General features: G+C 48.7%; 19 protein-coding genes and 2 pseudogenes. 15 read left to right on the top strand and 6 right to left on the bottom strand.

Annotation, left to right across the window (positions count from 1 at the left end; translation table 11 throughout):
- A partial coding sequence (locus L0156_19245; GenBank protein MCI0605126.1) for an ATP-binding protein occupies positions 1-1,236 on the bottom strand: 1,236 nt, incomplete at its 3' end.
- 187 nt (positions 1,237-1,423) lie between these two features.
- On the opposite strand from L0156_19245, the gene L0156_19240 reads away from it, so the two are divergent.
- Positions 1,424-3,649 (top strand): glutamine synthetase III, encoded by a 2,226-nt coding sequence (locus L0156_19240; protein ID MCI0605125.1) that lies wholly within the window; start codon positions 1,424-1,426, stop codon positions 3,647-3,649.
- A 74-nt stretch (positions 3,650-3,723) separates the two neighbouring features.
- On the opposite strand, the gene L0156_19235 is transcribed toward L0156_19240, so the two are convergent.
- On the bottom strand, positions 3,724-4,287 hold the full coding sequence (locus tag L0156_19235; protein MCI0605124.1) for a DNA-3-methyladenine glycosylase I: 564 nt from the start codon (positions 4,285-4,287) through the stop codon (positions 3,724-3,726).
- 68 nt (positions 4,288-4,355) lie between these two features.
- Here L0156_19235 and L0156_19230 point away from each other — a divergent pair, with 68 nt between their 5' ends.
- Together L0156_19230 and L0156_19225 are read left to right on the top strand one after the other, a co-directional pair.
- Complete coding sequence (locus L0156_19230; GenBank protein ID MCI0605123.1) at positions 4,356-4,922, top strand: GNAT family N-acetyltransferase; 567 nt, start codon at positions 4,356-4,358, stop codon at positions 4,920-4,922.
- Positions 4,923-4,930: 8 nt separating this feature from the next.
- Positions 4,931-5,323 carry a RidA family protein gene (locus L0156_19225; GenBank protein MCI0605122.1) on the top strand — a complete coding sequence of 131 codons (393 nt, stop codon included), beginning with the start codon at positions 4,931-4,933 and terminating at the stop codon, positions 5,321-5,323.
- Between the two features lie 85 nt (positions 5,324-5,408).
- On the opposite strand, the gene L0156_19220 is transcribed toward L0156_19225, so the two are convergent.
- Both L0156_19220 and L0156_19215 read right to left on the bottom strand, forming a co-directional pair.
- Complete coding sequence (locus L0156_19220) at positions 5,409-7,457, bottom strand: UvrD-helicase domain-containing protein (protein MCI0605121.1); 2,049 nt, start codon at positions 7,455-7,457, stop codon at positions 5,409-5,411.
- Between the two features lie 45 nt (positions 7,458-7,502).
- The gene (locus tag L0156_19215; GenBank protein MCI0605120.1) at positions 7,503-8,156 is read right to left on the bottom strand and encodes a hypothetical protein; all 654 of its coding nucleotides are present in this window, start codon (positions 8,154-8,156) and stop codon (positions 7,503-7,505) included.
- Positions 8,157-8,336: 180 nt separating this feature from the next.
- On the opposite strand from L0156_19215, the gene L0156_19210 reads away from it, so the two are divergent.
- On the top strand, positions 8,337-9,104 hold the full coding sequence (locus tag L0156_19210; protein ID MCI0605119.1) for a DUF4097 family beta strand repeat-containing protein: 768 nt from the start codon (positions 8,337-8,339) through the stop codon (positions 9,102-9,104).
- Between the two features lie 53 nt (positions 9,105-9,157).
- Here L0156_19210 and L0156_19205 read toward each other — a convergent pair whose 3' ends face one another.
- A complete protein-coding gene (locus L0156_19205) occupies positions 9,158-10,651 on the bottom strand; it encodes a sigma 54-interacting transcriptional regulator (GenBank protein MCI0605118.1) in 1,494 nt (497 codons plus the stop codon).
- Positions 10,652-10,968: 317 nt separating this feature from the next.
- Here L0156_19205 and L0156_19200 point away from each other — a divergent pair, with 317 nt between their 5' ends.
- From L0156_19200 to csb2, 7 genes and pseudogenes are all read left to right on the top strand, one after another.
- Complete coding sequence (locus L0156_19200) at positions 10,969-12,012, top strand: transcriptional regulator (GenBank protein MCI0605117.1); 1,044 nt, start codon at positions 10,969-10,971, stop codon at positions 12,010-12,012.
- Positions 12,009-12,269, top strand: a pseudogene (locus L0156_19195) (type II toxin-antitoxin system HicA family toxin). The gene L0156_19200 and the pseudogene L0156_19195 overlap by 4 nt, the downstream one beginning before the upstream one ends.
- A pseudogene (locus tag L0156_19190) lies at positions 12,262-12,472 on the top strand (type II toxin-antitoxin system HicB family antitoxin). Before L0156_19195 ends, L0156_19190 begins: the two co-directional pseudogenes overlap by 8 nt.
- 303 nt (positions 12,473-12,775) lie before the next feature.
- On the top strand, positions 12,776-15,838 hold the full coding sequence (gene cas3u / locus L0156_19185) for a type I-U CRISPR-associated helicase/endonuclease Cas3 (GenBank protein MCI0605116.1): 3,063 nt from the start codon (positions 12,776-12,778) through the stop codon (positions 15,836-15,838).
- The gene (locus tag L0156_19180; protein MCI0605115.1) at positions 15,835-16,749 is read left to right on the top strand and encodes a hypothetical protein; all 915 of its coding nucleotides are present in this window, start codon (positions 15,835-15,837) and stop codon (positions 16,747-16,749) included. Before cas3u ends, L0156_19180 begins: the two co-directional genes overlap by 4 nt.
- 68 nt (positions 16,750-16,817) lie before the next feature.
- The gene (gene cas7u / locus L0156_19175; protein ID MCI0605114.1) at positions 16,818-18,008 is read left to right on the top strand and encodes a type I-U CRISPR-associated RAMP protein Csb1/Cas7u; all 1,191 of its coding nucleotides are present in this window, start codon (positions 16,818-16,820) and stop codon (positions 18,006-18,008) included.
- An 11-nt stretch (positions 18,009-18,019) separates the two neighbouring features.
- Positions 18,020-19,501 carry a type I-U CRISPR-associated protein Csb2 gene (gene csb2, locus L0156_19170; protein MCI0605113.1) on the top strand — a complete coding sequence of 494 codons (1,482 nt, stop codon included), beginning with the start codon at positions 18,020-18,022 and terminating at the stop codon, positions 19,499-19,501.
- Here csb2 and L0156_19165 read toward each other — a convergent pair.
- A complete protein-coding gene (locus L0156_19165) occupies positions 19,494-19,667 on the bottom strand; it encodes a hypothetical protein (protein ID MCI0605112.1) in 174 nt (57 codons plus the stop codon). The genes csb2 and L0156_19165 overlap by 8 nt on opposite strands.
- Positions 19,668-19,920: 253 nt before the next feature.
- Between L0156_19165 and L0156_19160 the strand changes: the two genes are divergently transcribed.
- From L0156_19160 to cas2, 4 genes are read left to right on the top strand one after another with little or no spacing between them, the layout of a single operon-like run.
- Complete coding sequence (locus L0156_19160) at positions 19,921-20,112, top strand: hypothetical protein (protein MCI0605111.1); 192 nt, start codon at positions 19,921-19,923, stop codon at positions 20,110-20,112.
- Positions 20,109-20,282, top strand: a complete 174-nt coding sequence (locus L0156_19155) for a type II toxin-antitoxin system HicA family toxin (GenBank protein ID MCI0605110.1) — start codon at positions 20,109-20,111, stop codon at positions 20,280-20,282. The genes L0156_19160 and L0156_19155 overlap by 4 nt, the downstream gene beginning before the upstream one ends.
- Positions 20,283-20,331: 49 nt before the next feature.
- Entirely contained in the window at positions 20,332-22,065 is a 1,734-nt protein-coding gene (cas1, locus tag L0156_19150) for a CRISPR-associated endonuclease Cas1 (protein MCI0605109.1), read from the top strand.
- Between the two features lie 3 nt (positions 22,066-22,068).
- A complete protein-coding gene (gene cas2 / locus L0156_19145) occupies positions 22,069-22,365 on the top strand; it encodes a CRISPR-associated endonuclease Cas2 (protein ID MCI0605108.1) in 297 nt (98 codons plus the stop codon).
- Positions 22,366-22,575: the final 210 nt, after the last annotated feature.

The raw sequence follows: 22,575 nt of genomic DNA, 5'->3' as shown, positions 1-22,575 counted from the left end.
GTATTCGTGAAAAAACAAAGGATTGCCTGATGTTCGCTCGTAGATTTGATGGATGTAATTCCTCCTTTGTTTCTCCTGCCAGAAAGGAAGGGTGATGGATTCTTCCAACTCTTTGAGCGTGGCTTTCATGAGAGGCAGAGTGACAACAAAATCAGCAGCCTCCTCCACCGGCGCATCAGAGGAAACCAGGAATACTGCGCGGGTACTTACGCATTGCTGGAATAAACGGAGGAAACAGCGTTTCGAGGAAGCATCGCAGTCCTGAAAATTGTCGATGAAAAACCCGGTAACCGAATTTGAATCTTCCAGAGCATTCAAAAAATAACGCGTGATACTTTCTTCCGTCAGATCTTTTGGAATTTGCTGAAGCGTTCCAAAATTTTGCTGAAAGAGTCTTAAGAACTTCTTTATAGAATGGAATGCCCTTTCTTCTTTGTGCGCTGAAAAATAAATTGTGTTCGCTTCCCTGTAGAGAAGATCGCAATAAAGTTGGCGCAGCAAAGTGGTTTTACCTTCACCTGCTTCGGCCTGAAATACCAGGCAACGCCCTTTTCTCTGTTCAGCGAGTCTGTAGAGCCCCGCAACGAGCTCCAATTCGCGAGTGCAGGGCCAGTCCTGAACCAGAATCGTTTCATTCAATTGTGGTGTAAATGCGGAAAGCAGATCCTGCAAACAACCGGTCAGTTGATCTTCTTTTCTACGCGTCCATTTCCGGAGAATCTTCATAAGCTCATGGTGAATGGGAAAATGTTTTGACACAAATGCGGAAAGCAGCGAGATATGCTTCAAACTATTGGAATGGAGGGGTTTTTCCTTCAGCGGATGGATTCCTGCGAGATAAATTCGGCCTGTTTTGTTGTCACAAACAAGATGATTCGGGCTCCACTGAATCCCAATTTTCCGGCTTTCCAAACCATGAATCAGAGACAGAAGCAATGCCGAAAAAACAGGTAAGCTTTGAAGCTCCTCGTTTCTCGCCGGAATGAAATCCACCGGCATTGCGTAGCAAAAACTGCCATCTTTTGCATAACCTGCAGAAGAAGGCTTGGGAAGAATGGAATGTTTCAGTCTGGATACGAAAGTATATTCATTCCAGTGCGCTGAACGCGGCTCCAGAAAGCGTTTGATCAAATGCGATTGGCCATCGAGCCAGCCGTCCCAGAGCTCGATATTCTTGCTTCGCTGCAGAAGCCGATTCTTCTCAAATCGAAAAGATACTGACGGCGGTCTCCCCATGTTTCCCCTATTGCCGCCTATTTAACCACAATTTTCCCCAAGAAAATACAAGCTCATTTAACGCAGAGACGCAGGGCCGCAGAGAAAAAAGTTTTAAACTCTGCTTCTCTGCGGCTCTGCGTTGAATCTTTTGTCATCATTTTGATATGATTCTTACCTTCAAATAGATGATGAAAAGGAGAAATAAATGTCGACACAGGGCTTGTCAGGAAATTTTGGTAGATTGATGGCCATTCAGGAAATTGGCCGGCGCTCGCCGCGTCAATTCCGGGACAAGAAGGCCGGAAGAATTTCAGATTACTACGGGTTGAACACGTTTGGACACAAAAAGATGAAAGAGCGGTTGCCCGAAAAGGTCTATGAAAAGTTACGAAATACAATTTCGCATGGAGAAAGGATCGATGTTTCCATTGCGACAGAAGTTGCAGCCGCAGTGAAAGAGTGGGCCGTTGAACATGGCGCAACGCATTTCTGTCACTGGTTTCAACCGCAAACAGGATTAACCGCTGAGAAACATGATGCATTCCTAACTCTGACTGGTGAAGGTGAACCGATTGAGAAACTCAGCGCATCCCAATTGATTCAAGGCGAACCGGACGCCTCGAGTTTTCCCAGCGGTGGAATGAGATCCACTTTCGAAGCGCGCGGTTACACCGCATGGGATCCAAGCAGTCCGATGTTTTTGATGGAAGGACCGAATGGCTCAACGCTTTGCATCCCTTCGGTATTCATCTCGTACACCGGCCACGCGCTGGATCAGAAAACTCCGCTTCTTCGATCTATGGAAGTACTGAATCAGAAAACTCTGTCCGTATTGCGAATGTTCGGAAAGAAAAACGCCCAACGGGTGGTTCCAACGGTCGGAGTGGAACAAGAATATTTTCTAATCGACAGAGCGTTTTATTTACTGCGACCGGATCTTCAATTTGCCGGCCGCACGCTCATCGGCGCGCGACCTCCCAAAGGGCAGGAGCTGGAAGACCATTATTTTGGAAGCATTGAAAGCCGTGTGCTCGGCTTTATGCAAGAATGCGAGTACGAGCTGTTTAAGCTGGGAATACCGGTCAAGACAAGACACAATGAAGTGGCACCCGGCCAATTCGAGTGCGCTCCGATCTTCGAGGAAGCCAATGTAGCTGCTGACCACAATCAAATGATGATGGAAGTCTTCCGGAAGGTTGCGGGGTTGCACAATTTCACCTTGCTTCTTCATGAAAAACCTTTCGCGGGCGTGAACGGAAGCGGGAAGCACAACAACTGGTCGCTCATGGATAATGAAGGGAACAATTTGCTGGAGCCTGGTTCGACCCCGCAAGAAAATCTACAGTTTCTTGTGATTCTGTGCTCTGTTCTCAAAGCCGTTCACAGGCGAGCAGGTTTGCTGCGTGCTGCAATCGCGAGCTCAGGAAACGATCACCGGCTGGGCGCGAATGAAGCTCCGCCTGCCATCATCTCCGTATTCCTGGGAAAACAGCTTAGCGATATTCTGGATTCCATCGAATCGGGTCAGGTGAAAGGAGAAACGACCGAGCAGAATATTATCAATCTGCGAATCGCGAAGCTGCCGGAGATCGCTCAGGATTATACGGACCGCAATCGCACATCTCCGTTTGCCTTCACCGGAAACAAATTTGAATTTCGCGCCGTGGGCTCCAGCTCCTCCATATCCTGGCCCATGTGCGTGTTGAACGCCGCTGTTGCCGAGGCTCTGGAGAATATGCAGGGTTCCATTTCGAACCGCACTAAAAATGGGCTGGATTTGCAAAAGGCCTCCATGGAAGCAATTCGCGAGGCGATCGTTGAAACGAAAACCGTTCGCTTTGAAGGGAACAACTATACCGATGAATGGCAGATCGAAGCAGAACGAAGAGGATTGCCAAACCTTAGAAAGACTCCTGAAGCGCTGGACTGGCTTGTGCGTCCCGAATCCTCTGAATTCTTTAAACATCTGGGAATTCTTGAACCGGAAGAAAATGAAGCCCGTTATCACGTCAGACTCGAACGCTATTTAAAGGACGTTGAAATTGAAGTCGAAGTGCTCAAAGATCTGGCGCATACCTCCATCCTTCCCGCGGCCTACAAACAACAAAGCATGGTTGCCGAAGCACTAAAGACTTACCTGGACGCCGCACATTCGACCGGTTTACCCACACATTCGGTCAGCTTTCAATCGAGGATGCTCGAACAGATCACGACTTTGATCGGCCTTCTGCTGGAAAGAATTGCTGAAATGGATAAGCATGTGGGAGAAGCATCGCACATTGATTCCATGCAGGAAAAAGCGCATTTCTACGCATATCAGATTATGACCAGCTGTGCTGCTGTGCGTGATGCTTGCGACAAGATTGAAGAGATCGTGGATGACCAGCTCTGGCCACTGCCCAAGTACCACGAAATGCTCTTCCTGGAATAAAAAAAACCGCCAAGGCGCCAAGACGCCAAGAAAAATAGAATCTTTTGATCTTGGCGTTCTCAGCGTCTTGGCGGTTAATCAACTTGTTTATAGCGGAAGCAGGTTGTCAGGTGATCGTTGACCATGCCGGCGGCTTGCATAAAGGCATAGCAGATCGTAGATCCGACAAAATTAAAACCGCGTCTTTTCAATTCCTTGCTCATTGCATCCGATTCTGCGGTTCTGGCAGGAATTTCCTTTATCGTTTTCCATGAGTTCCGGATTGTTTTTCCATCCGTGAATTGCCAGATGAATTTGTCGAAGCTTCCGAATTCTTTTTGCGTCTGGAGAAAACCCTTTGCGTTCTGAATCGCGGAATTGATTTTCAAACGATTCCGGATGATCCGCGGATCATTCAAAAGAGCTTTCGTCTTTCTTTCATCGTAACGCGCCATTTTTCGCGCATCAAAATTGCTGAAAGCCTTTCTGTACCCTTCCCGTTTTTTTAAGATTAAGAACCAGCTCAATCCCGCCTGTGCTCCATCGAGTATTAAGAATTCAAATAAACGGCGGTCGTCATGAAGAGGGACGCCCCATTCGGTATCGTGATAGTTACTGTAAAGAGGATCTCCGTTCGCCCAATCACATCTGGTTTTCATTTCGCATCTCCGTTGATACTATGGGATCAACTGGATAAAAAAGATAATTTCAAACGGGAGACTTAGCAATGGCAAAAACAGAATTCCATCCTGTGACTGCTGATCGATGGCAGGACGTGGAAGCGCTTTTCGGTAAGAATGGCGCGTGCGCCGGTTGCTGGTGCATGTGGTGGAGAATCAGACGTTCCCAATTTGAGAAGGAAAAAGGTGAAGGGAACCGCAAAGCATTTAAGAAACTCGTAAAAAGCAATTCCGTTCCTGGAATTCTGTCCTATGTGGAAGGCAAACCTGCAGGGTGGGTTTGCGTTGGACCAAGGGATGATTTTCCTGTTTTAGATAATTCACGCCTCTTCAAACGACTGGATGAAGAGCCGGTCTGGTCAATTGTTTGTTTCTTTGTTGCCAGACCATACCGGCGAAGCGGCATGACTCGCAAATTGATCGATACAGCAGGCAAATATGCGCGTCAGAAGGGCGCCCGAATCCTGGAAGCGTACCCTGTAGAGCCAAAGAAAAAGAGCATGCCGGACCTCTTCGCATATACAGGTTTCAGTTCTGCATTCCGGAAAGCAGGGTTCCGTGAAATGATACGGCGATCGGAAACAAGACCAATGATGCGCAAAACACTTCGATGAGGTGATCAATGGAAAGGAAAAATATTGTGACAAATACTCCGTGGGAGCCACTCGTTGGATATTCGCGAGCAGTTCGAATCGGACCCCATGTACATGTATCCGGTACGACGGCCACAGATGAGAATGGAAAAGTTGTGGGTGGCCGGGATCCGTACGCTCAAGCGGTTCAAACGCTCCGCAACATCGAACGAGCTCTGGAGCGCGCGGGAGCTTCACTGCAAGATGTGGTTCGCACAAGAATGTTTGTGATCAATATTGAGGATTGGGAACAGATCGGCAAAGCACACGGAGAATTCTTCAGCGAGATTCGTCCGGCCACTTCCATGGTTCAGGTTAGTCGTCTCATCGATCCCGATATGCTTGTGGAAATCGAAGCCGAAGCCTACGTTTCAGAGGCTTAATTTTAACGCAGAGACGCGGAGACGCAGAGATTAGAAAGGATTTTTCTCTGTGTCTCTGCGACTCTGTGACTCTGCGTTAAAAGAGCTATCGGATTAGGGTGATGCGAGCGAAGCGGGTCATGATCGTGCGAACGCCATCCTGGAAGCGGATCTTAAGTTTCCAATCTTGAGGCACACCCTGCACCTGCAGAACCGTTCCCCGTCCGAACTTTTCATGGCTGACAATCGATCCTGTTCGAAATTCTGATTTGGATTCTGTTTCAGGCGCTTTCATGAACCGTTCTGATTGACGAATCACTTTGAACCACGAAGGAATCTCATCCAGAAAGCGGGATGGGTGCGATGTCGCATTACTTCCAAACAAGGAACGGCGCTGGGACCAGCTCAAAAGCAATTTCTCTTTCGCGCGGGTCATTGCCACATAAAAGAGCCGGCGCTCTTCTTCCAGATCCTCCGAACTTTCCAGCGAACGAATATGCGGGAAAACGCCTTCCTCCAATCCAACTACAAACAGCACGCGAAATTCCAGACCTTTCGCGGAATGAACTGTTAGAAGCGTAACCGCTTCTCCCGGTGTTTCACTCCGGCTTTGCAAAGGGAGCTCACTCAGAAATGTTGCGAGATCGAATTCAGGTAAAGCCTCCTGTTCACGCAAATAGCCAAGGAATTCGTTGCAATTTTCGATGCGATCATCCGCCGTTTGAGAATCCTCTTTACGAAGATATTCAAAATACCCAATCTGCTTCAGAAGTTTCTCCAAAAACGAAGAGGGAGGAGGCTCATAACCGTTGTATAGTTCGAGAAAAGAAAGGACATTTCTATTGCCGGCATTCGCTGCGGCATCCCAAGTAGAAATATTGTTGGCTTCTGCTTCCTGCTGAATTCTTTCGAGCAATTTCTTGCCGGCCCCGCGCGGCGGAACGTTGACCACTCGCAAAAAACTGAAGGCGTCATTCTTATTCACGAGTAATCTCACGAACGCAATGACATCTTTGATTTCGCGGCGCTCATAAAATCCAACCGAACCAACGATTCGATGGGGAATTTGCGCTTTTCCAAAGGATTCTTCAAATACTCTCGATTGCGCGTTTGCCCTGTACAAAACGGCGATCGACGAAGGGAGAACGTCTTTCAAGAGAGCCATTGTCTTCAACGTTACGTACGTGGCTTCATCATACTCGTCCAGGGCGTGGTAGATTTCAATTGGTTCACCCGCTTGATTGTCCGTCCATAGCTCTTTCTTAATCCTTCGCGAGTTACGTGAGATGACTTCGTGCGCAGCCTTGATGATGGTTTTCGTCGACCTGTAATTCTGTTCAAGCTTGACTACTTTTACCTTGCGAAAATCCTTGAGGAAATGCTGAATATTCTCCGAACGAGCGCCACGAAATTTGTAAATGGATTGATCCTCATCTCCCACAACCAGAACGTTCTGGTCTTCTCCTGCAAGCAGTTTCAACAACTCATATTGCACTTCGTTTGTGTCCTGGTATTCATCCACCATGATGAAGCGGTACAATGCGCAATATCTTCTTTGAAGGTCAGGCTGTTCGCGAAACAAGCGGATCGGAAGGCTTAAAAGATCATCAAAATCGACTCCATTGTTTGCTCGCAACTTTCTGGCGTAGAGGTCGAAAATCACTTGAAGATTCGGATCGTAGATCTCCGCTGGTTCGGCGCGGTTTTTTTGCCATTTTAAAAAATTCTGGGCATCCCTGCCGCTATACCGGTTCTCTTTCTGCAAGTCGCTGATGCATTCCTTCAAAAGGCTGAGCTGATCTTCTTCATCAAAAATTTGAAAGTCTCGCGAGTAGCCCAGCAAGGAAATATGGCGGCGAAGCAGCACCGCGCAGAAAGAATGAAACGTTGAGATCAAAGGAATCCTGTAATGATTGCCTGCCAATTGAGATGCGCGGGCTTTCATTTCTCCGGCAGCTTTATTGGTAAAAGTCAGAGCGAGGATATTTTCCGGCGCCGCAACACCAGTAAACAGCAAGTAAGGAATGCGGTAGGTGATGACTCGAGTTTTGCCCGATCCCGCGCCGGCAACCACCAGCACGGGACCCGCAACTGTGGTCACAGCCGCACGTTGCGCAGGGTTCAACTGTTCTAATAGCGTAGAAACTGAATCCATGGAACTTCTTTCCTGGAGAAGGAACCACAGATTGTAACACGCGGGCTAAAAAAGTTTTGGATCCAGTTCTACCCTTTCGACTGTGCCGAAATAAATGCAAAGGACGTCGTTTCTACCGGCAATTTTTTTAGGGAAATAGTGGAGGCGTTCGGGCAATCCAAGCTCCCTTTGGATTTTGTTGATGTACTCAACCGTCGGACCTTTCACTTCAGGATTGCTTCTTCCTTCTAACAAATCCGGATCCACGAGCCCCCGGTGACTGTGCGCCAGCTCATGAAGGAAAATGAGTCCGGCGCCAAATGCTTCGCGCGGAACGCTGCGGTAAGTCACACGCTTCAGATCATTAATATTCAGATCGATTCCTGATCCGGCACTACCCAGTTTCCTGTCTCTGAAAGTGCGAACGCGGTAAACCGAATTTGAGCGAAGAGCGCCGAGCAGCAAAAAACGAGCGGTTAAGGACCACCGTTTTGTGTTCAATAAAGAAAAAGGAATCAAGTTGAACGGTACAGTATTTTCACGGACAAAATTTTTTCTAACGTCCAACCACAAACCGGTTGCGCTTTGCAGATCCTGCAACAATTCTTTTTTATGCTCCGGCTTCGCGGTTGTTTCCATCATCACCAGTGAATTTGAAGTGGAAGTGATCAACAAACAAATAAGAAGGTATAAACTGAGTTTCGATTTTTTCTGTGTCATGGCCACTCCTTGAAGGAAGCGGCAAAGCAATTCATGTACCAGAAACATGTTTGAGCGCCGGCTTGACGGAGAGTGTGTTTCGCGTCCCAGAAATGGAACGATTGCAAATTCCAACATTTTGGGAATTCACAAAATCACTGCATACGCAACCTTTTCCATTAGAATTCGTCTAAGTAAGATATGAGGAGTAGAGACATGGTGTATCCATTGAAAGTTCATCTGTGCTTCATCGTACTTTTGCTTTCCGCGAGTCTTGTGGTTGCGGCAACCGAAGAAGAAGTCGTTCATAAAACATTTCCTTTGAATGAGCAGGGAATTGTGGATCTCTCCAATGTGAATGGAGATGTGACCATTCGCGGATGGGACAAGAATGAAGTTGATATGAAAGCGACTAAGCGCGGGCCTTCTTATTACCTCGATCTTATCGAAATTAAGATCGATTCCACTCCTGCGCGATTATCGATTGATACAAAGTATCCGCGCGGCCGCAAAGAAGCGAACGTTTCGGTTACGTATGAGTTGACGGTGCCGAAACACGCCGTGCTGGACGCGATTCATACTGTGAATGGCGGGATCGAAATTTCCGGAGTAGAGGGAGAAATCAAAATCAACACTGTAAACGGCTCCGCGGAAATTGAAGGAAGCAAATCAACCGTCGATGCTGAAACGGTAAACGGAAGAATCACCGCGACGTGGTTAGATTTTCCGAAGCAAGGGGATGTTAGCATGCGCACAGTCAATGGTGGTTTGAAACTTCATTTGCCGAATAATGCTAATGCCGACGTAAAAGCGTCCTCAATGAACGGAACGATTCGCACGGATTTTCCTATTACGGTTCAAGGCCGGTTCGTTTCGCGCAGCCTGTCCGGAAAAATCGGTGAAGGCGGCACAAACATCGATCTCGAAACCATCAATGGGTCCATCGATATCCTGAAAACGAAGAACTGAGTAGCACAGGCGTCCCCGCCTGTGCGCACAGCCGAGACGGCTGTGCTACTTTGTTAAAATTGGCGCGAGATCCCCAGCTTTTTCATGCGGGCTTCCAGCGTAGTGGGTTTCATACCGAGCAGTTTGGCGGCTCCTTTTTCACCGCTGACGCGCCAGCTGGTCATTTGCAAAACTTCCAGGATGTGTTCCCGCTCCAGCTCTTCCAGAGTGGGAATGTGGGATTCCACCGGAGCGCCACCCGGTCCCGGCAACCACTTTCCCGGCTCCAGCTGCGTGCTTTGACACATAATGACGGCGCGCTCAATCAAATTTTCCAGCTCACGAATATTTCCAGGCCATGAATACGCCAAAAGGGCGTCGATTGTCGGCTGCGGAATTCTTTCGATATTTTTGCGGAATTTTGCCCCGTACTTCATCACAAAATATTTCACAAGTAAGGGAATATCTTCCTTACGTTCCCTCAGTGGCGGAATGCGAATCGGAAAAACGTTCAAACGATAGTAAAGATCTGCGCGAAATTTTCCTTCATGGATTGATTTCTCCAGATCCCGGTTCGTGGCGGCAATGACTCGAACATCCGCCTGAATGGTCTGGTTTCCACCAACGCGTTCAAATTCTCCTTCCTGCAAAACCCGTAGAAGTTTTGCCTGAAGATCCATTTGCAAATCTCCAATCTCATCCAAAAAGATTGTTCCGCCATTTGCAATTTCAAATCTCCCTATTTTCTTCGAAAAAGCGCCGGTGAAAGAACCCTTTTCATGTCCGAACAACTCGCTTTCCATCAAGCCGGAAGGTAGCGCAGCGCAATTAATTTTCACAAGTTGCCTATCTTTACGTGAACTCAACTCGTGGATCGAACGAACCACGAGTTCTTTACCGGTTCCCGTTTCGCCATATAACAGCACTCCGGCATCCGTAGGCGCCACGGTTTCCACCGCCTTCAAGACTCGCCGGATACCAAGGCTCTGTCCCACAATGTTCTTAAACTGGCACTGGACATGAATCTCTTCTTTTAGACACAAAAATTCGTAATCCAGTCTCGCTCGCAAACTCGCAATCTCTTCGTGTGCGAGAATGTTTTCAATCGGCAGCACGATCTGTCGCGCAACCTCCATCAGGAGCTCCGTGTCTTTCGTAGAGTATTGATTGCAATCTTTGCTCCCTATGGTTAACGTACCAAGTACAGTTCCATTTCTACGCAAAGGAACCACAATCCGGTTTTCGCAAACGTGAGGCTCTTTTGTCTGCATTACGTGAAGCAGAATGCCGGCGCCTGCCTGGGCCTTAGTCTCCAGAGCAACGACACCATCTGCTCCTGGAGTTTCCATCAGATCAAAAATACGCAACCCATTTTCATGTCCATCCAATAAGGCCAGCTCAATACTGTCACAGGAAAATGTCTTTCTTATGATTTCGGCAATCCCGCTTAAGAATCTTTCGCGATCAAGACTGGATATCACTTCGTTGATTTCCACTAAAATGCGATACCGTTCATCAAACCATCTGGGATGCATATCCATCTGCTGGTACAAAGCCTCCACTGCCATAAGAGCCTGACCATCTTCAGCCTAGAGTCATCCAGCAACAAAAGACAATCAGTATGGGACGAGCCGTATTTCTGTAGTTACCATGTGGCTGCTTTTTAGCTCAGACTCAATTTTGTATTTTCTGTTCGTTTCTGGGACACATTGGTAAGGGCGAAACGATAAACCAATGGCCATACTAGTTAGACGAAATTTCCTACGCTTTTGTTGCTGCCTTCACCACGAAGTCACGGAGAGCACGAAGAAATTTACACTCGATTTACATCTCCACTCTTTCATAGACCAATCGTGGTTTAATAAAGGCAGCAAGGAGCATAACCGTGCGAAACGATCAGTTGATTCGGCAGTGGACACTACTGTCGCTGCTGGACAACAGTACCGGCAGAAACCAACAATCCCTGGCGGCTGAATTATCCTGCAGCATACGTACTGTCCAGCGAGACCTTGAAGCTTTAACTATTGCCGGGTTTCCCATTACAAATGATGTTCGCGGCCATGAGTTTTACTGGTATTTGAACCCACGGTTCGGAAAACCGGGAATTCCGCTGACATTGACTGAACTTCTTGCGCTGTCCGTATCCAGAAATTTTTACTCGCTTCTTCCGATCGAGGCTCTCAGGCGCGCCTATGATTCCATTATTAATAAGGTAGAAGCGATCATACCTGCCGCCAGAACACTGACAACCATAACGACCCGGGCAGTCGGTGCCAAAAACTACGATTCTCACTGGAATCACCTGCAGATGATCACCGAAGCCATCAAGGCGCGTAAGAGTGTTTCACTGACGTATTATTCTTATGCAAAAAAAGAATTGTCGATTCGAAAAGTCGATCCCTACGATCTATGGCATTCACAAGAGACGATCTATTTGATCGGCTACTGTCACCTTCGACAGGATGTCCGCTTGTTTGCACTTGAAAGAATTCAGCATATTGAAATGACGGAAAATGGTTTCGATGTACGCGAAGGCTACTCTTTGGAAGCTCTTACTACAGACCGTTTCCGCGTGATGCAGGAAGATGAAAGTGTGACAGTTCGAATCCGATTCGCGGAGGCGGTGGCTGATTATGTCAGAGACCGCAAATGGCATCCGACACAGCAAGTAGAACCGCAGAAGGATGGCTCCATCATTCTAACGATCCATGCTGCAGGAACAACTGAATTGCTGAACTGGGTGCTCGGCTACGGCCCCAATGCAGAGATTCTTGAACCGCTGGCGCTACGCGAACGCGCTGCAAGGGCGATTCGAAAAATGGACCGGATCTACAATAAAATGCCGAAACGTCCTCCCGCCAGCGCTGCGCGTTCTCAGAAACAAACTGATATACGGCAAAAAGTACCACTTCGAAATAGAAATGCATGAGCAAATACAGGTCTGTACTGGATCTGATCATGGCGAGGCGCAGCAGATGCCAGTATACGATTTACTGATCTTTGCGGGTTGCTGAAGAAGCTAGGTTTTCAGGAAAGGATAAGAGGCAGCCATCATATTTTTACGCGAAGCGACGTTGAGGAAATATTGAATGTGCAGCCGAAGGGAAATAAGGCAAAGTCTTACCAGGTAAACAGGTCCGTAACCTGGTGCTAAAATACAAGCTGGGAGATTCCGCGGATGTTTAAATACGAAGTGATTCTTTATTTGGAGCCATGAGGATGACGCTTTCATTGCGGAGGTTCCTGAGTTGCCTGGATGCGCAACCGACGGCAAGACCTACCGGGAAGCTTTAGCGAACGTCGAAACCGTCATTCAAGAATGGATTGAAACGGCAAAAGATTTAGGGCGTCCTATTCCGCCGCCAAAAGGACGCCTCGTCTTCGCCTGAGAACATTACTTCGCATGATCATCTTGCAAATGCTCAAAACTGCGACCTGATCTGTCTTAGTTAATGCTTAGTATGGGCAATAGATTCGGAGCGACCTTGTTTGAAGTTTAGAGATTTTTCTCAAGAAGCAACCGGAAGCTTTCCGTTCCTATGGCAGGAGGCACGCTTTCGGCGACCCTTTTTGCCGAAACCGGCTGATCTAAAATTCCGCCGAACCTCGACATAAGCGCCGGTGTTCTCAAGGGCATGGCTCTATCATGGATTGCATAGCAACGACGGAAATTGCCAAAGAATAATTGAATGATGTTTGATTTTGAAAAATGCTTCACGCAGTTGACTGGGAATGATCCTTTTGACTGGCAAAATCGATTATTCCAGAAACTACTTGCGGGAGATTTCCCGGATGTCTGTGACATCCCCACCGGTCTCGGCAAGACTTCGGTGATGGCTATTTGGCTGATCGCACTCGCCTGTCAGTTAGAGGAAAAAGCTCGCACGATTCCTTTGCGATTGGCGTATGTGGTAGATCGCCGTGTCATTGTTGACCAAGCGACGACGGAGGCTGAGAACCTGCTGAAAATACTTACTGAAGCTCTTTCGGACAAATCGAGTCATCTCCATTCTTTGGCAAAGACACTTCGTCAAAGGTCAATGAAAGGACAAGAGTCCTTAATCGCGCTTTCAACGCTGCGCGGGCAAAAGGCAGACAATCGCGAGTGGTGCCTTGATCCTTCGCGTCCGGCCATCATCATCGGCACCGTTGATATGATCGGCAGCCGCCTGCTGTTTTCGGGATACGGAAAGGTCGGGATCAATCATCGAAGTCTGCAAGCTGGATTGCTGGGGCAGGATACTGTTGTGGTGATTGACGAAGCGCATCTGTCATCTGTCTTTGTTTCCATTCTCCTCGACATCAAGCTGGCTATTCACCAAACGACTTTGTTGCGCCCGTTTCATGTCATTTCGCTTTCGGCGACTCTCAGCACAACTGGAAAGACTCTGGAACTTGATGAGCAAAAAGAACTCCAAAATGCAGAAGCTAAGCTCCGGTTGAATGCGAAGAAGCAGATCGAATTTCTTCACTTCAATCAAATCGCTAGAGCCAAGGAAGGAAAGAAGGCTTCGCCGAAAGAGATTGATGAGGAGCTTGCCCAGCGCCTGGTAAATCGCGCGATTCAATATGAGAGTGAGCTTGAAGCAAAACCCGCCAGGTCAATTGTCATCTTTGTGCAAACCGTGAATCTGGTTAACCTGATCGCCGAGAAGTTGAGAGACAAACTTGAACAGCTTGCGCTCCAGCGCACCGTAGAAGAATTCAAAGACGAAAAGGAACAGAACATACTTCGCCAGGCGATTGAAGCTCGCATCCTGAAAATGACTGGAGAAATGCGGGGATACGAGCGTGACAGGGAGCATTTGGTTCAATCTCCGAAATTCCAGGCGTTCTTGCCGGAACGTGACCGCCAAACACCGCGTCCGCCGCAGTACCTGATTGCAACATCCAGCGCGGAAGTTGGAGTCAACCTGGATGCCGATGATGGGCTGTCCGATCTGTCCACCCTCGACAGTATGATTCAGCGCATCGGGCGCATTAACCGATTTGGGAAGACTGAATCCACAATCAGCGTCATCGTTGATGAACAAGGTCTCAATGCCTTAGCGTCGGATTTCAAAAAGATGAAGAGCATCAGCAAGGCATTGTTGCTACTGACTGCAGAGATAGACCAGCTGCAAGCTCAGTTGGCAAAACCGTCTGCTGAGAAGGCCGCAAAGAAAGACATTCAGAAAAAGATCACACTCAAAAAGACCGAAAAGAAGAATCTGGAAAAAAGCGGAGTTGATTACGGAATGCACAATGTCGAGCGTGAAGAGGCGAAGGTCTATTTCACCTGGAAGGCTTTGAAATCCAGGGAAGACGAGAACGGGAAGATCAATGCATCCCCGTTGGCCTTGCGTGGTTTGTTGACAACCAATCAGGAAGCCTTGCCGGACATTCCAGTGCGTCCGCCCTTTGATGAAGCCCGAGTGGATGATTGGGCAATGACTTCGCTCAAGCAATCGGAATATCCGCGTCCGCTGGTTCAATACTGGCTGCGCGGTGTGGTTGATGATGAAACAGCGCAAACAACACTTGTTTGGCGGATTGATCTTGACTACTTTGATTTTGCTGGCATTTCTGAAATAGAGATCAGAAAGTCATTGTCACAAGCGGTCGAATTGGCAACGGCGATTCCAATTCAGCCGCAGGAACGTGCCAACATTGCCACGTTTCGCGCCGCAGCCTTGTTTAAGGTGTTGGCGGAAAAATCTCCGGACAAGCCGATTGTCCTGATTGATCCTGGTGGTGAAGCAAAGGCATATGCGCTGCGCCAGATCAAAGAAAATAAAAACCTCTTCGCGTTACTGGCATTTTCCACAGCCATTCTTCCGTGTTCAATTGGTGGCTTGGATAACGATGGCAATCCATTAGACAAATTACCCAAAGAACCCAAGTCTGTTAAAGATGTGGTTGGAAATGAATGGACGCGCTATCTTGTCGTTCGCCATTCATCTGATATTTATTCGATCAAGCAACACGACCAGTCCACCGACGGAGAAAGGCGCTTTGCAACGTGGCAAGGGGCTATAAGGTCAATCAAAGACAAAGGTGTTTGCGACAACGCCAAAGAGATTCAGAAAGTGTTTGCCGATGTTAACGAAGAAGAGAAGAATGCCTTCAGCTACATTGCTTTCTTTTTCAATCAAAATGCGGGTAGCGGCGAGAAAAAAGCTTCCCTCGAAGCCGACCGCTTTCTGCGCGAGGATGTTGATGATGTTGCATCGCTTGGACTGCAGACTCGAACCGTCGCTGAGCACGATGCCGATGTGGAGAAATATGCGCGCGACCTGGCCCAGAAAATCGGCATGCCGGATGAAGTGATTGAACTTTTAGCCGCCGCTGGATTTCGTCATGATCTAGGCAAGGCCCGCGAGTGGTGGCAGAATGCGATTGGCAATTTCAATGAGACCGCCTACGCGAAATCCAACGTCAACTCTTTCGACCACGGTTTCAATCAAGGCTACCGTCACGAGTTCGGATCGCTGATTGAGTCGCTCGGCGATGAAGCACTCAAAGCGCATACGCATCGTGATCTGATCCTGCATTTGATCGCGGCGCATCACGGATATGCGCGCCCGCACTTCCCTGAAAGGGCTTTTGATCGCAATCAAACTAAACCCGAAAACCAGCGCATCGCTCACGATGTAATGCTGCGGTTCAATCGCTTGCAACAACAATATGGCTGGTGGCAACTCGCATATCTGGAAGCATTGCTGAAAGCCGCGGACGCAATGGCTTCGCGCGATCTCAGTCGAGGTGAACTATGAAATACGACATCTTGGTGAATCCGTTGAATCCGGTTGAATATTTAGCCTGCTGTGGTGTCTTTGAGATTCTCACTCGCTTCGACGCAAGAGCCACAAGCTGGTGGGAGCTTGGGCCGCAACCACGCTTCTGGCTGGAAAGTGAAGTTGATGAAACATCACTTCTGACTTGTCTGACGCAAGCTCTGGCCGATTACAGCCAACGACAAGAACGAAAAGAAAATCAAAATGATGCAACACCGATTTCAGAAGAAGAGGACCGCGGCCAAGACCCAGAGAGTGAAGAGGAAACCAATGAAGGCATTTTGCTCAGCCATCAATTTTCATTGAACGACCGGGTCATCACCCTGAATCTGGACTGGTGGTACGAAACGCTCACGCCGCAAAAAAAGATCAAAGCGAAAAGCGCGTGGAAGATGTACGCCGGGCAGCAAACCGCGGAAAAGATCATCCGCGATATGACGGCCAATGCCGCGCAGTTGCTCAGTAGAAATTCTGTCGCCCGCCTAACAGACCTCATCAAGTTGTCGGCCAGGATGACTGGGCGATTTGGGTTTGATCCCCGTTCCTCACGGAATTCACTGGATGCGGGCTATTCCGCCAACGATCTCAAGCTCCCGATTGCAACCTATCCTTTTGCTGAAATGCTGACGACACTTGCCACTCAGTATTTCTTCCCTCAGCGAAATCAACGGAGCGCCGGCATCACTTCATCCCGCGGGTGGATCAAAAGCGACGTTTTTCAATACGCGCTTTGGAAAACACCCCTCCCAATCCCGTTGGCGCGAGTGGCCGCAATTGGGGCTGCCATCAACAAAGCTGATGTGATCCCAGTTGAGGCCGAACGAGCGAACCGCGATAAATATTCAAACTTTAAAATGGCCGCGATGACTACCTGGAAGACGAATAACTAACTTCAGGATTGACGTTCCGATATGCCCGGGAGCGCAAGTTGAAGCCACTATCAAACAAGGAGATTGATATGACGCAAGAAATGAAAATTGGCCGTTATGACGACTTCATCAAATCCGTGGATTGGCTGGCTGATGCCGACCTCCCCGTTGCAATAACGCTGACTGAAATCCTGGAGCCCACCGGAGGCAAGGACGCAATCATCTTTCCCCCGACATTTGCAGTGAAACAGAACGCGCCGCATCCGTATCAGATCGATGAGTTGATCGAAAGGTCAACTAACAGGTTATCTCCGGAAGAGGCGGCAAAGGATGGATTGGAAGCAAACAGTTGTTTGCTCGATAGTGTCGGCTCACAAGCCAATCGCATGGAATCGGTTTTTCAGAAGGAGCCGCTCTCAAAACTAGTCCCGCAAATCATACTCCGGTTGAACGATAAGACCAGCGCCAACTTGTTGGATGTCGGACATCGCATTGCTGATGGAGCCGTTCGATTCTCCGGGTTGCGCAATGATGTGACGGAGGCGATTGAGGCGTTGCGGGACTACGCAAACGCCAAACCACTAGCCGTGCTCGCTCCGACTTCGCTCGTCTTTGGTTTTTGGGACTCACGCCCTGAGACCACGATGCACAAGTTCGGGCGGATGTTGTCATCAACGATTCGCGCAACAAACGTTGGAATCGTCAAACGATCTGCTCAGTTCAATCCCACGTTTGATCCGATACAATTGGGATTGGCTGACGAACTGCCGGAGGGAGAAACCGAAACACACGACAATTCCGGCAAAGCGGCTGACACCAAAGATCCACTGTCACAGCTCGGCCTGCGCGCGGTCCCCGCAGTCAATACGCACGGCGGCGTACGGGTTTTTGGTCAGATTGTGCGCCGTACACAGATCAACTTAGTTCGCTTGCGCGCGTTAGCAATTACGAATGAAGGCAAGATTGAACCAACGGAAACACTGAAATTAAGGCGGTATATCCTGAGTCTGGCTTTGGTCGCGGCGCGTGCGCAAACAAATTACAACTTACGTGAGGGTTGTTTGTTGCGCTGCATTCAATCGCAAGCGCATTGGGTGTTCACAAATAGCGAAAGTAAATCGTTTGAATGGGATCGCCAGATTGTATTGGACTTTGCCCAAGAGGCGGCTGGCGATTTTGGCGTTGGCACAGATAAAACGGTGGACTTCGATGTTAAGGCGATGAGGGAAGCCGTGGAAACAGTCAAAAAGTCAAAAAAAGCTTCGACAAAGAGGAAATAATGGAGGACGCTATGCAATTGAATCTGGTCGTGACTTTTGCGACAGGTCGGTATCACGGCCGTATTGGCGACGAAGAGTTGGAGTGGCCACCTTCACCTTCGCGGCTCTTTCAGGCTCTGATTGCCGGCAGCCATTGCGGCTGTTATGACGTGGTTCACGCAGACAAACGCGATTGTGCGCTCCAATGGCTCGAATCACTCGCCCCGCCTGTGATTGAAATTCCTGGCTGCCACGAAACGGGAAGAGGAATCACGAATTATGTTCCCAACAATGATAATCAAATACCACGGGCGCATCTTCCGGACTCAGGTCATGTGCGAACCGCCAAATCGTTTTTGGCAATGGTCTTTCCCGGTGGCAATACTTTGCGGTATTGCTGGCACTTTGAAAGCAATCAGGGAGCCGATGAAAACGCATTGGTGATTTGTTCCATGGCGCGGCTGATTACTCATCTTGGGCAGCATCAAGACACAGTCTACGCGCGTGGCGAAATAGTCTACGACTCGTCAGCGTCCGAATTTGGGAAGTTGATGCGGCCAATTGAGCGAAATGACGGGACGTGGACTTCGCCCAACTCCGGGTCGCTAGAAGCTTATAAGCGTCGTCACCGGACATGGTTGAAAGGTGATTCAAAAGATGATGTATCAGTTCCCGATCGACGTGCGCATTACCGCTCGCCGGAAACGATCAGCCTTGATGCGCCGATGGCATTGTTTGAGTTGTGGCGGAACGAAGACGAAAGACTTCGCTACGACCCACGTGACCTGCGCCAGCCTGCATCAATGGTCAAACACGCAATGATTGAATGGCTCGAAGCACATCCTGCGTTTCGTGAGCATTACGGGGCAGTGCTGACTTCCCGTCTGATTGCCGGACACGAAGCCAATAAACAACACGGCGTTCAATTCAATGGCGCACACATCGCCTGCGTGCCGATTCCAAGTTTGAGTCAGCACGACGTTGCGGATGGATTGATTCGACGTGTTTTATTGATTGTCCTGGGCCCGGAAGAGAAGAAAGCGATTGAACTATTCGAGAGTGTCTCGAATGGAATTAATGGCGCTGCGTTGAAAGATCAGTCTGTAAAGGTTGGATATTTGAAGAAAGCGTCACTGAAGGATTCTGTGATTCGCTTGTTCACAAAAAGAGCGTATCGTGTTTGGCGCACTGTCACACCCATCATTCTGACAGGCTTGATGCGGCGTGGTCGTGGGGCTGAAACGTTAATTGCGCGCGCATTGAAGCAAGCGGGTATCCAAGAGAGTGAGGTGGAATCCATTGCAGCTTTCAGCGGACCGATTGTGCCGAAGACAGTTCACGCACTTGATTATCGGATCGAGAAGAACAGTTACCTTGCCCAAACGCCACGTTATCACGCTGAGATTATTTTCAAGCGACTAGTTGAAGGCGCGTTAGTAATCGGACGCGGGAGGCATTATGGCTTTGGCTTGATGATGCCATGTCTTAAAAAGCCATCAGAGATTCTCAGATGATTGTTGGAGAATTATCAAATGCCTGAAATCCTTGTGCTCCGGTGAAAATATCGAGAACATCATCTTTGCCTCGCGAAATCTGCGACTCGCAAGTCCCGCCATAACCTGATTCTGAGACAATTCTTGCTGGTGCGGGAAAACGGCGCACCGGCACCAGTCGACGCATTCTGGACCGCTCGTTTAATTTTCGAAAAACCAATCTTCGGCCCTATTTGTTTGGGCTACGGAAGTCATTTTGGGTTGGGCCGCTTTTGCGCCGTCGATACGGAAGAAAAGAAGGCGCTTCTCAGCAAGGGGATTTTGACGACTACATTAGAGGTGGTCGTTGCGTAGCTTACACCGTTGCTGCCGCAAGAAGCTGATGTTAAGTCAGCATCAAAAATTTGTACACACACGCGTCTCAAGCATATAATTGTGCCATGGCAAACCTGAAATATGTGTACTGGCAAGACGAACAGATGATGCTTGGATACCTCGAAGAATATCCTGATTATATGACGCAGGCAGTATCAATGGAAGAACTTGAAGATAATCTCCGGGATATTTACAAAGAACTCACTAGCGGGAACATATCCTCTGTGCGAAAAGTTGCCGAGCTTCAGATCTCTTGAAAAGAGCGGATCTGATTCGGGAGCTTGAAAAGAAAGGTTGTGTCTTTATCAGACACGGCGGAAAACACGACTGGTACCAAAACCCGAAAACAAAAGTCGCCCAGCCAATTCCAAGGCACAAGGAAATAAACGAAAATCTCGCGAAACACATCCTCAAAAAATTGCAATAAAGTAACTCTGACCGGAGCTGTCGTAGTTTGAACCTACAATTGCAATCATATGGCAAACCCGGAACCGATCGAAGTTGCCCATGAGCAAGAGGCGCGCGAAAATCTTTTGCCGGCCCGGATGTTGAATGAATATGCCTATTGTCCTCGCCTCTTTCATCTGGAATATGTCGACCAGCAGTTTCGGCACAACAGCGATACTCTGGATGGCCGCCTCATACACCGGCGCGTTGATCACGAAAAAGGCGTTGCACCTGGTCCAACCGAATTGTCGAAACAAGACACGATCCATGCTCGCTCCGTATTACTGTCTGATCATGAATTAGGTGCGATTGCAAGAATCGATTTACTCGAAGGGGAAGATGAAAAAGTTGTTCCAGTAGATTATAAGCGTGGCAAACCTCCGGATATTCCTGAAGGGGCGTATGAACCGGAACGCGTGCAGGTATGTTTGCAAGGCCTTCTTCTTCAAAGGAACGGCTATTCCTGCGATCAGGGTGTGTTGTATTTTGCTGAGGCGCAGAAACGCGTTCCTGTGCTTTTTACCGAAATTCTTGTACAAAGAACTCTGGAATTGTTGGCCCAAGCACGGAACGCGGCAAAGTCGGGAATTCTTCCACCACCGCTCGTTCAATCTCCCAAATGCGGGAGGTGCTCGCTGGTTAGCATCTGCCTGCCTGATGAAACGAATCTACTAAGGAGCGACCTGGCGCCGGGCGCCCTCAGGCCACCGGCAGTCGCAGGAAATTCCGACGTCCGGCGACTCATCCCCGCCAGGGATGATGGAATGCCGCTGTATGTTCAGGGCTACGCGCGCAGTGTTGGAATCAGCGGAGAGCTTTTGGAAATACGCGAAAAAGGAAAAGTAATCGATCGCGTCAAGCTTCTTGATGTCACACAGTTATGCCTTTTCGGAAATAATCAAATATCGGCACAGGCATTGCGGGAATTGGCTATGCGAGAAATCCCGATCATCCATCTTTCTTCTGGTGGGTGGCTTGTGGCGGTCACCACTCAACCGCCGCATAAAAACATTGAATTAAGAAAGGCGCAGTTCGCAAAGTCAGCAGACCTTTCTTACACGCTTGCGCTGTCGAAAGCATTTGTTTCGGGAAAGATTCGAAATTGCAGAACGTTTTTGCGGCGCAATGCACACGATGTCCCGAAAGAAACGCTGAACAGGCTTGTTCAATGGCGCGGCAGGGCCGATCGATGCGAGACGATGGACCAGCTTCTTGGTTGTGAAGGCATGGCTGCGCGGGAGTACTTTTCACATTTGCCCCAAATGTTGAAGTCCAGGAATGGAGGAAACATTCTTTTCGATTTTCACTCGCGCAATCGCCGGCCGCCGCGGGATCCGGTTAATGCGCTGTTATCTTTCTTGTATTCGATGCTCATGAAGGATACTTTGTCGTCTGCTACAGCCGTTGGCATGGATCCATACCTGGGCTTTTATCATCAGTCACATTATGGCCGTCCGGCGCTCGCGCTCGATCTGATGGAGGAATTCCGTCCGCTTGTTGCTGATTCGGTCGCCATAGCCATGATCAATAACGGAGAAATTCAACCTTTCGATTTTGTTTCCCGCGCGGGCGCCACAGGACTGACCGAGACCGGCAGGAGACATGTTCTTGCGGCGTACGAACGGCGCATGGACACGCTCATTACTCATCCCCTTTTCGGCTATTCGATCAGCTACCGAAGAGTGCTTGAAGTGCAGGCCAGGTTGGTAAGTCGATGTATTACCGGTGAATTGGAGCGCTATATTCCATTCTGCACACGATGAACGATGCGGATTACTTATCTTGTTTGCTATGACATTTCAGATGATCGAAGACTCAGACAAGTTCATAAATTCATGCTCGGCTTTGGGGAGCGCGTTCAGTATTCCGTATTCTTTTGCGATTTATCCGACTCAGAAAAGATATTGATGTTCGAAGGTTTGCATCCGCTGATCAACCACCGGGAAGACAAAGTCATGATCGTGCGGCTCGGACCTGCTGATGGCAGACTCTCGGAACACATTGAAACGCTTGGCGTATCTTCTTCGCTTCAAACTGCAGACAGGAAAGCTCTCATTTTTTAATCGAGCGCGGAACCGATGCTAAGCTCTCCCATTGCTCTTGATGCTCTAAGTTGTTGGAGCTTCTAAACCGGAGTAAAATCAACAATGAATCCCCAAAGAATTTCGATGTCGGGCTGGCGCTCCTCGCATTCAGCGCCGCAAACATCTGGATCTTTGACAATTAGAATGCGCGCTGTTTCCGCGTTCATCCGAACGCGGCCCCATTGAAGC

The sequence above is a fragment of the bacterium genome (genome assembly GCA_022616075.1).
GTDB lineage: Bacteria > Acidobacteriota > HRBIN11 > JAKEFK01 > JAKEFK01 > JAKEFK01.
Note: the sequence above shows the minus strand (reverse complement) of the source record. Positions and strands in the feature narration are given on the sequence as shown.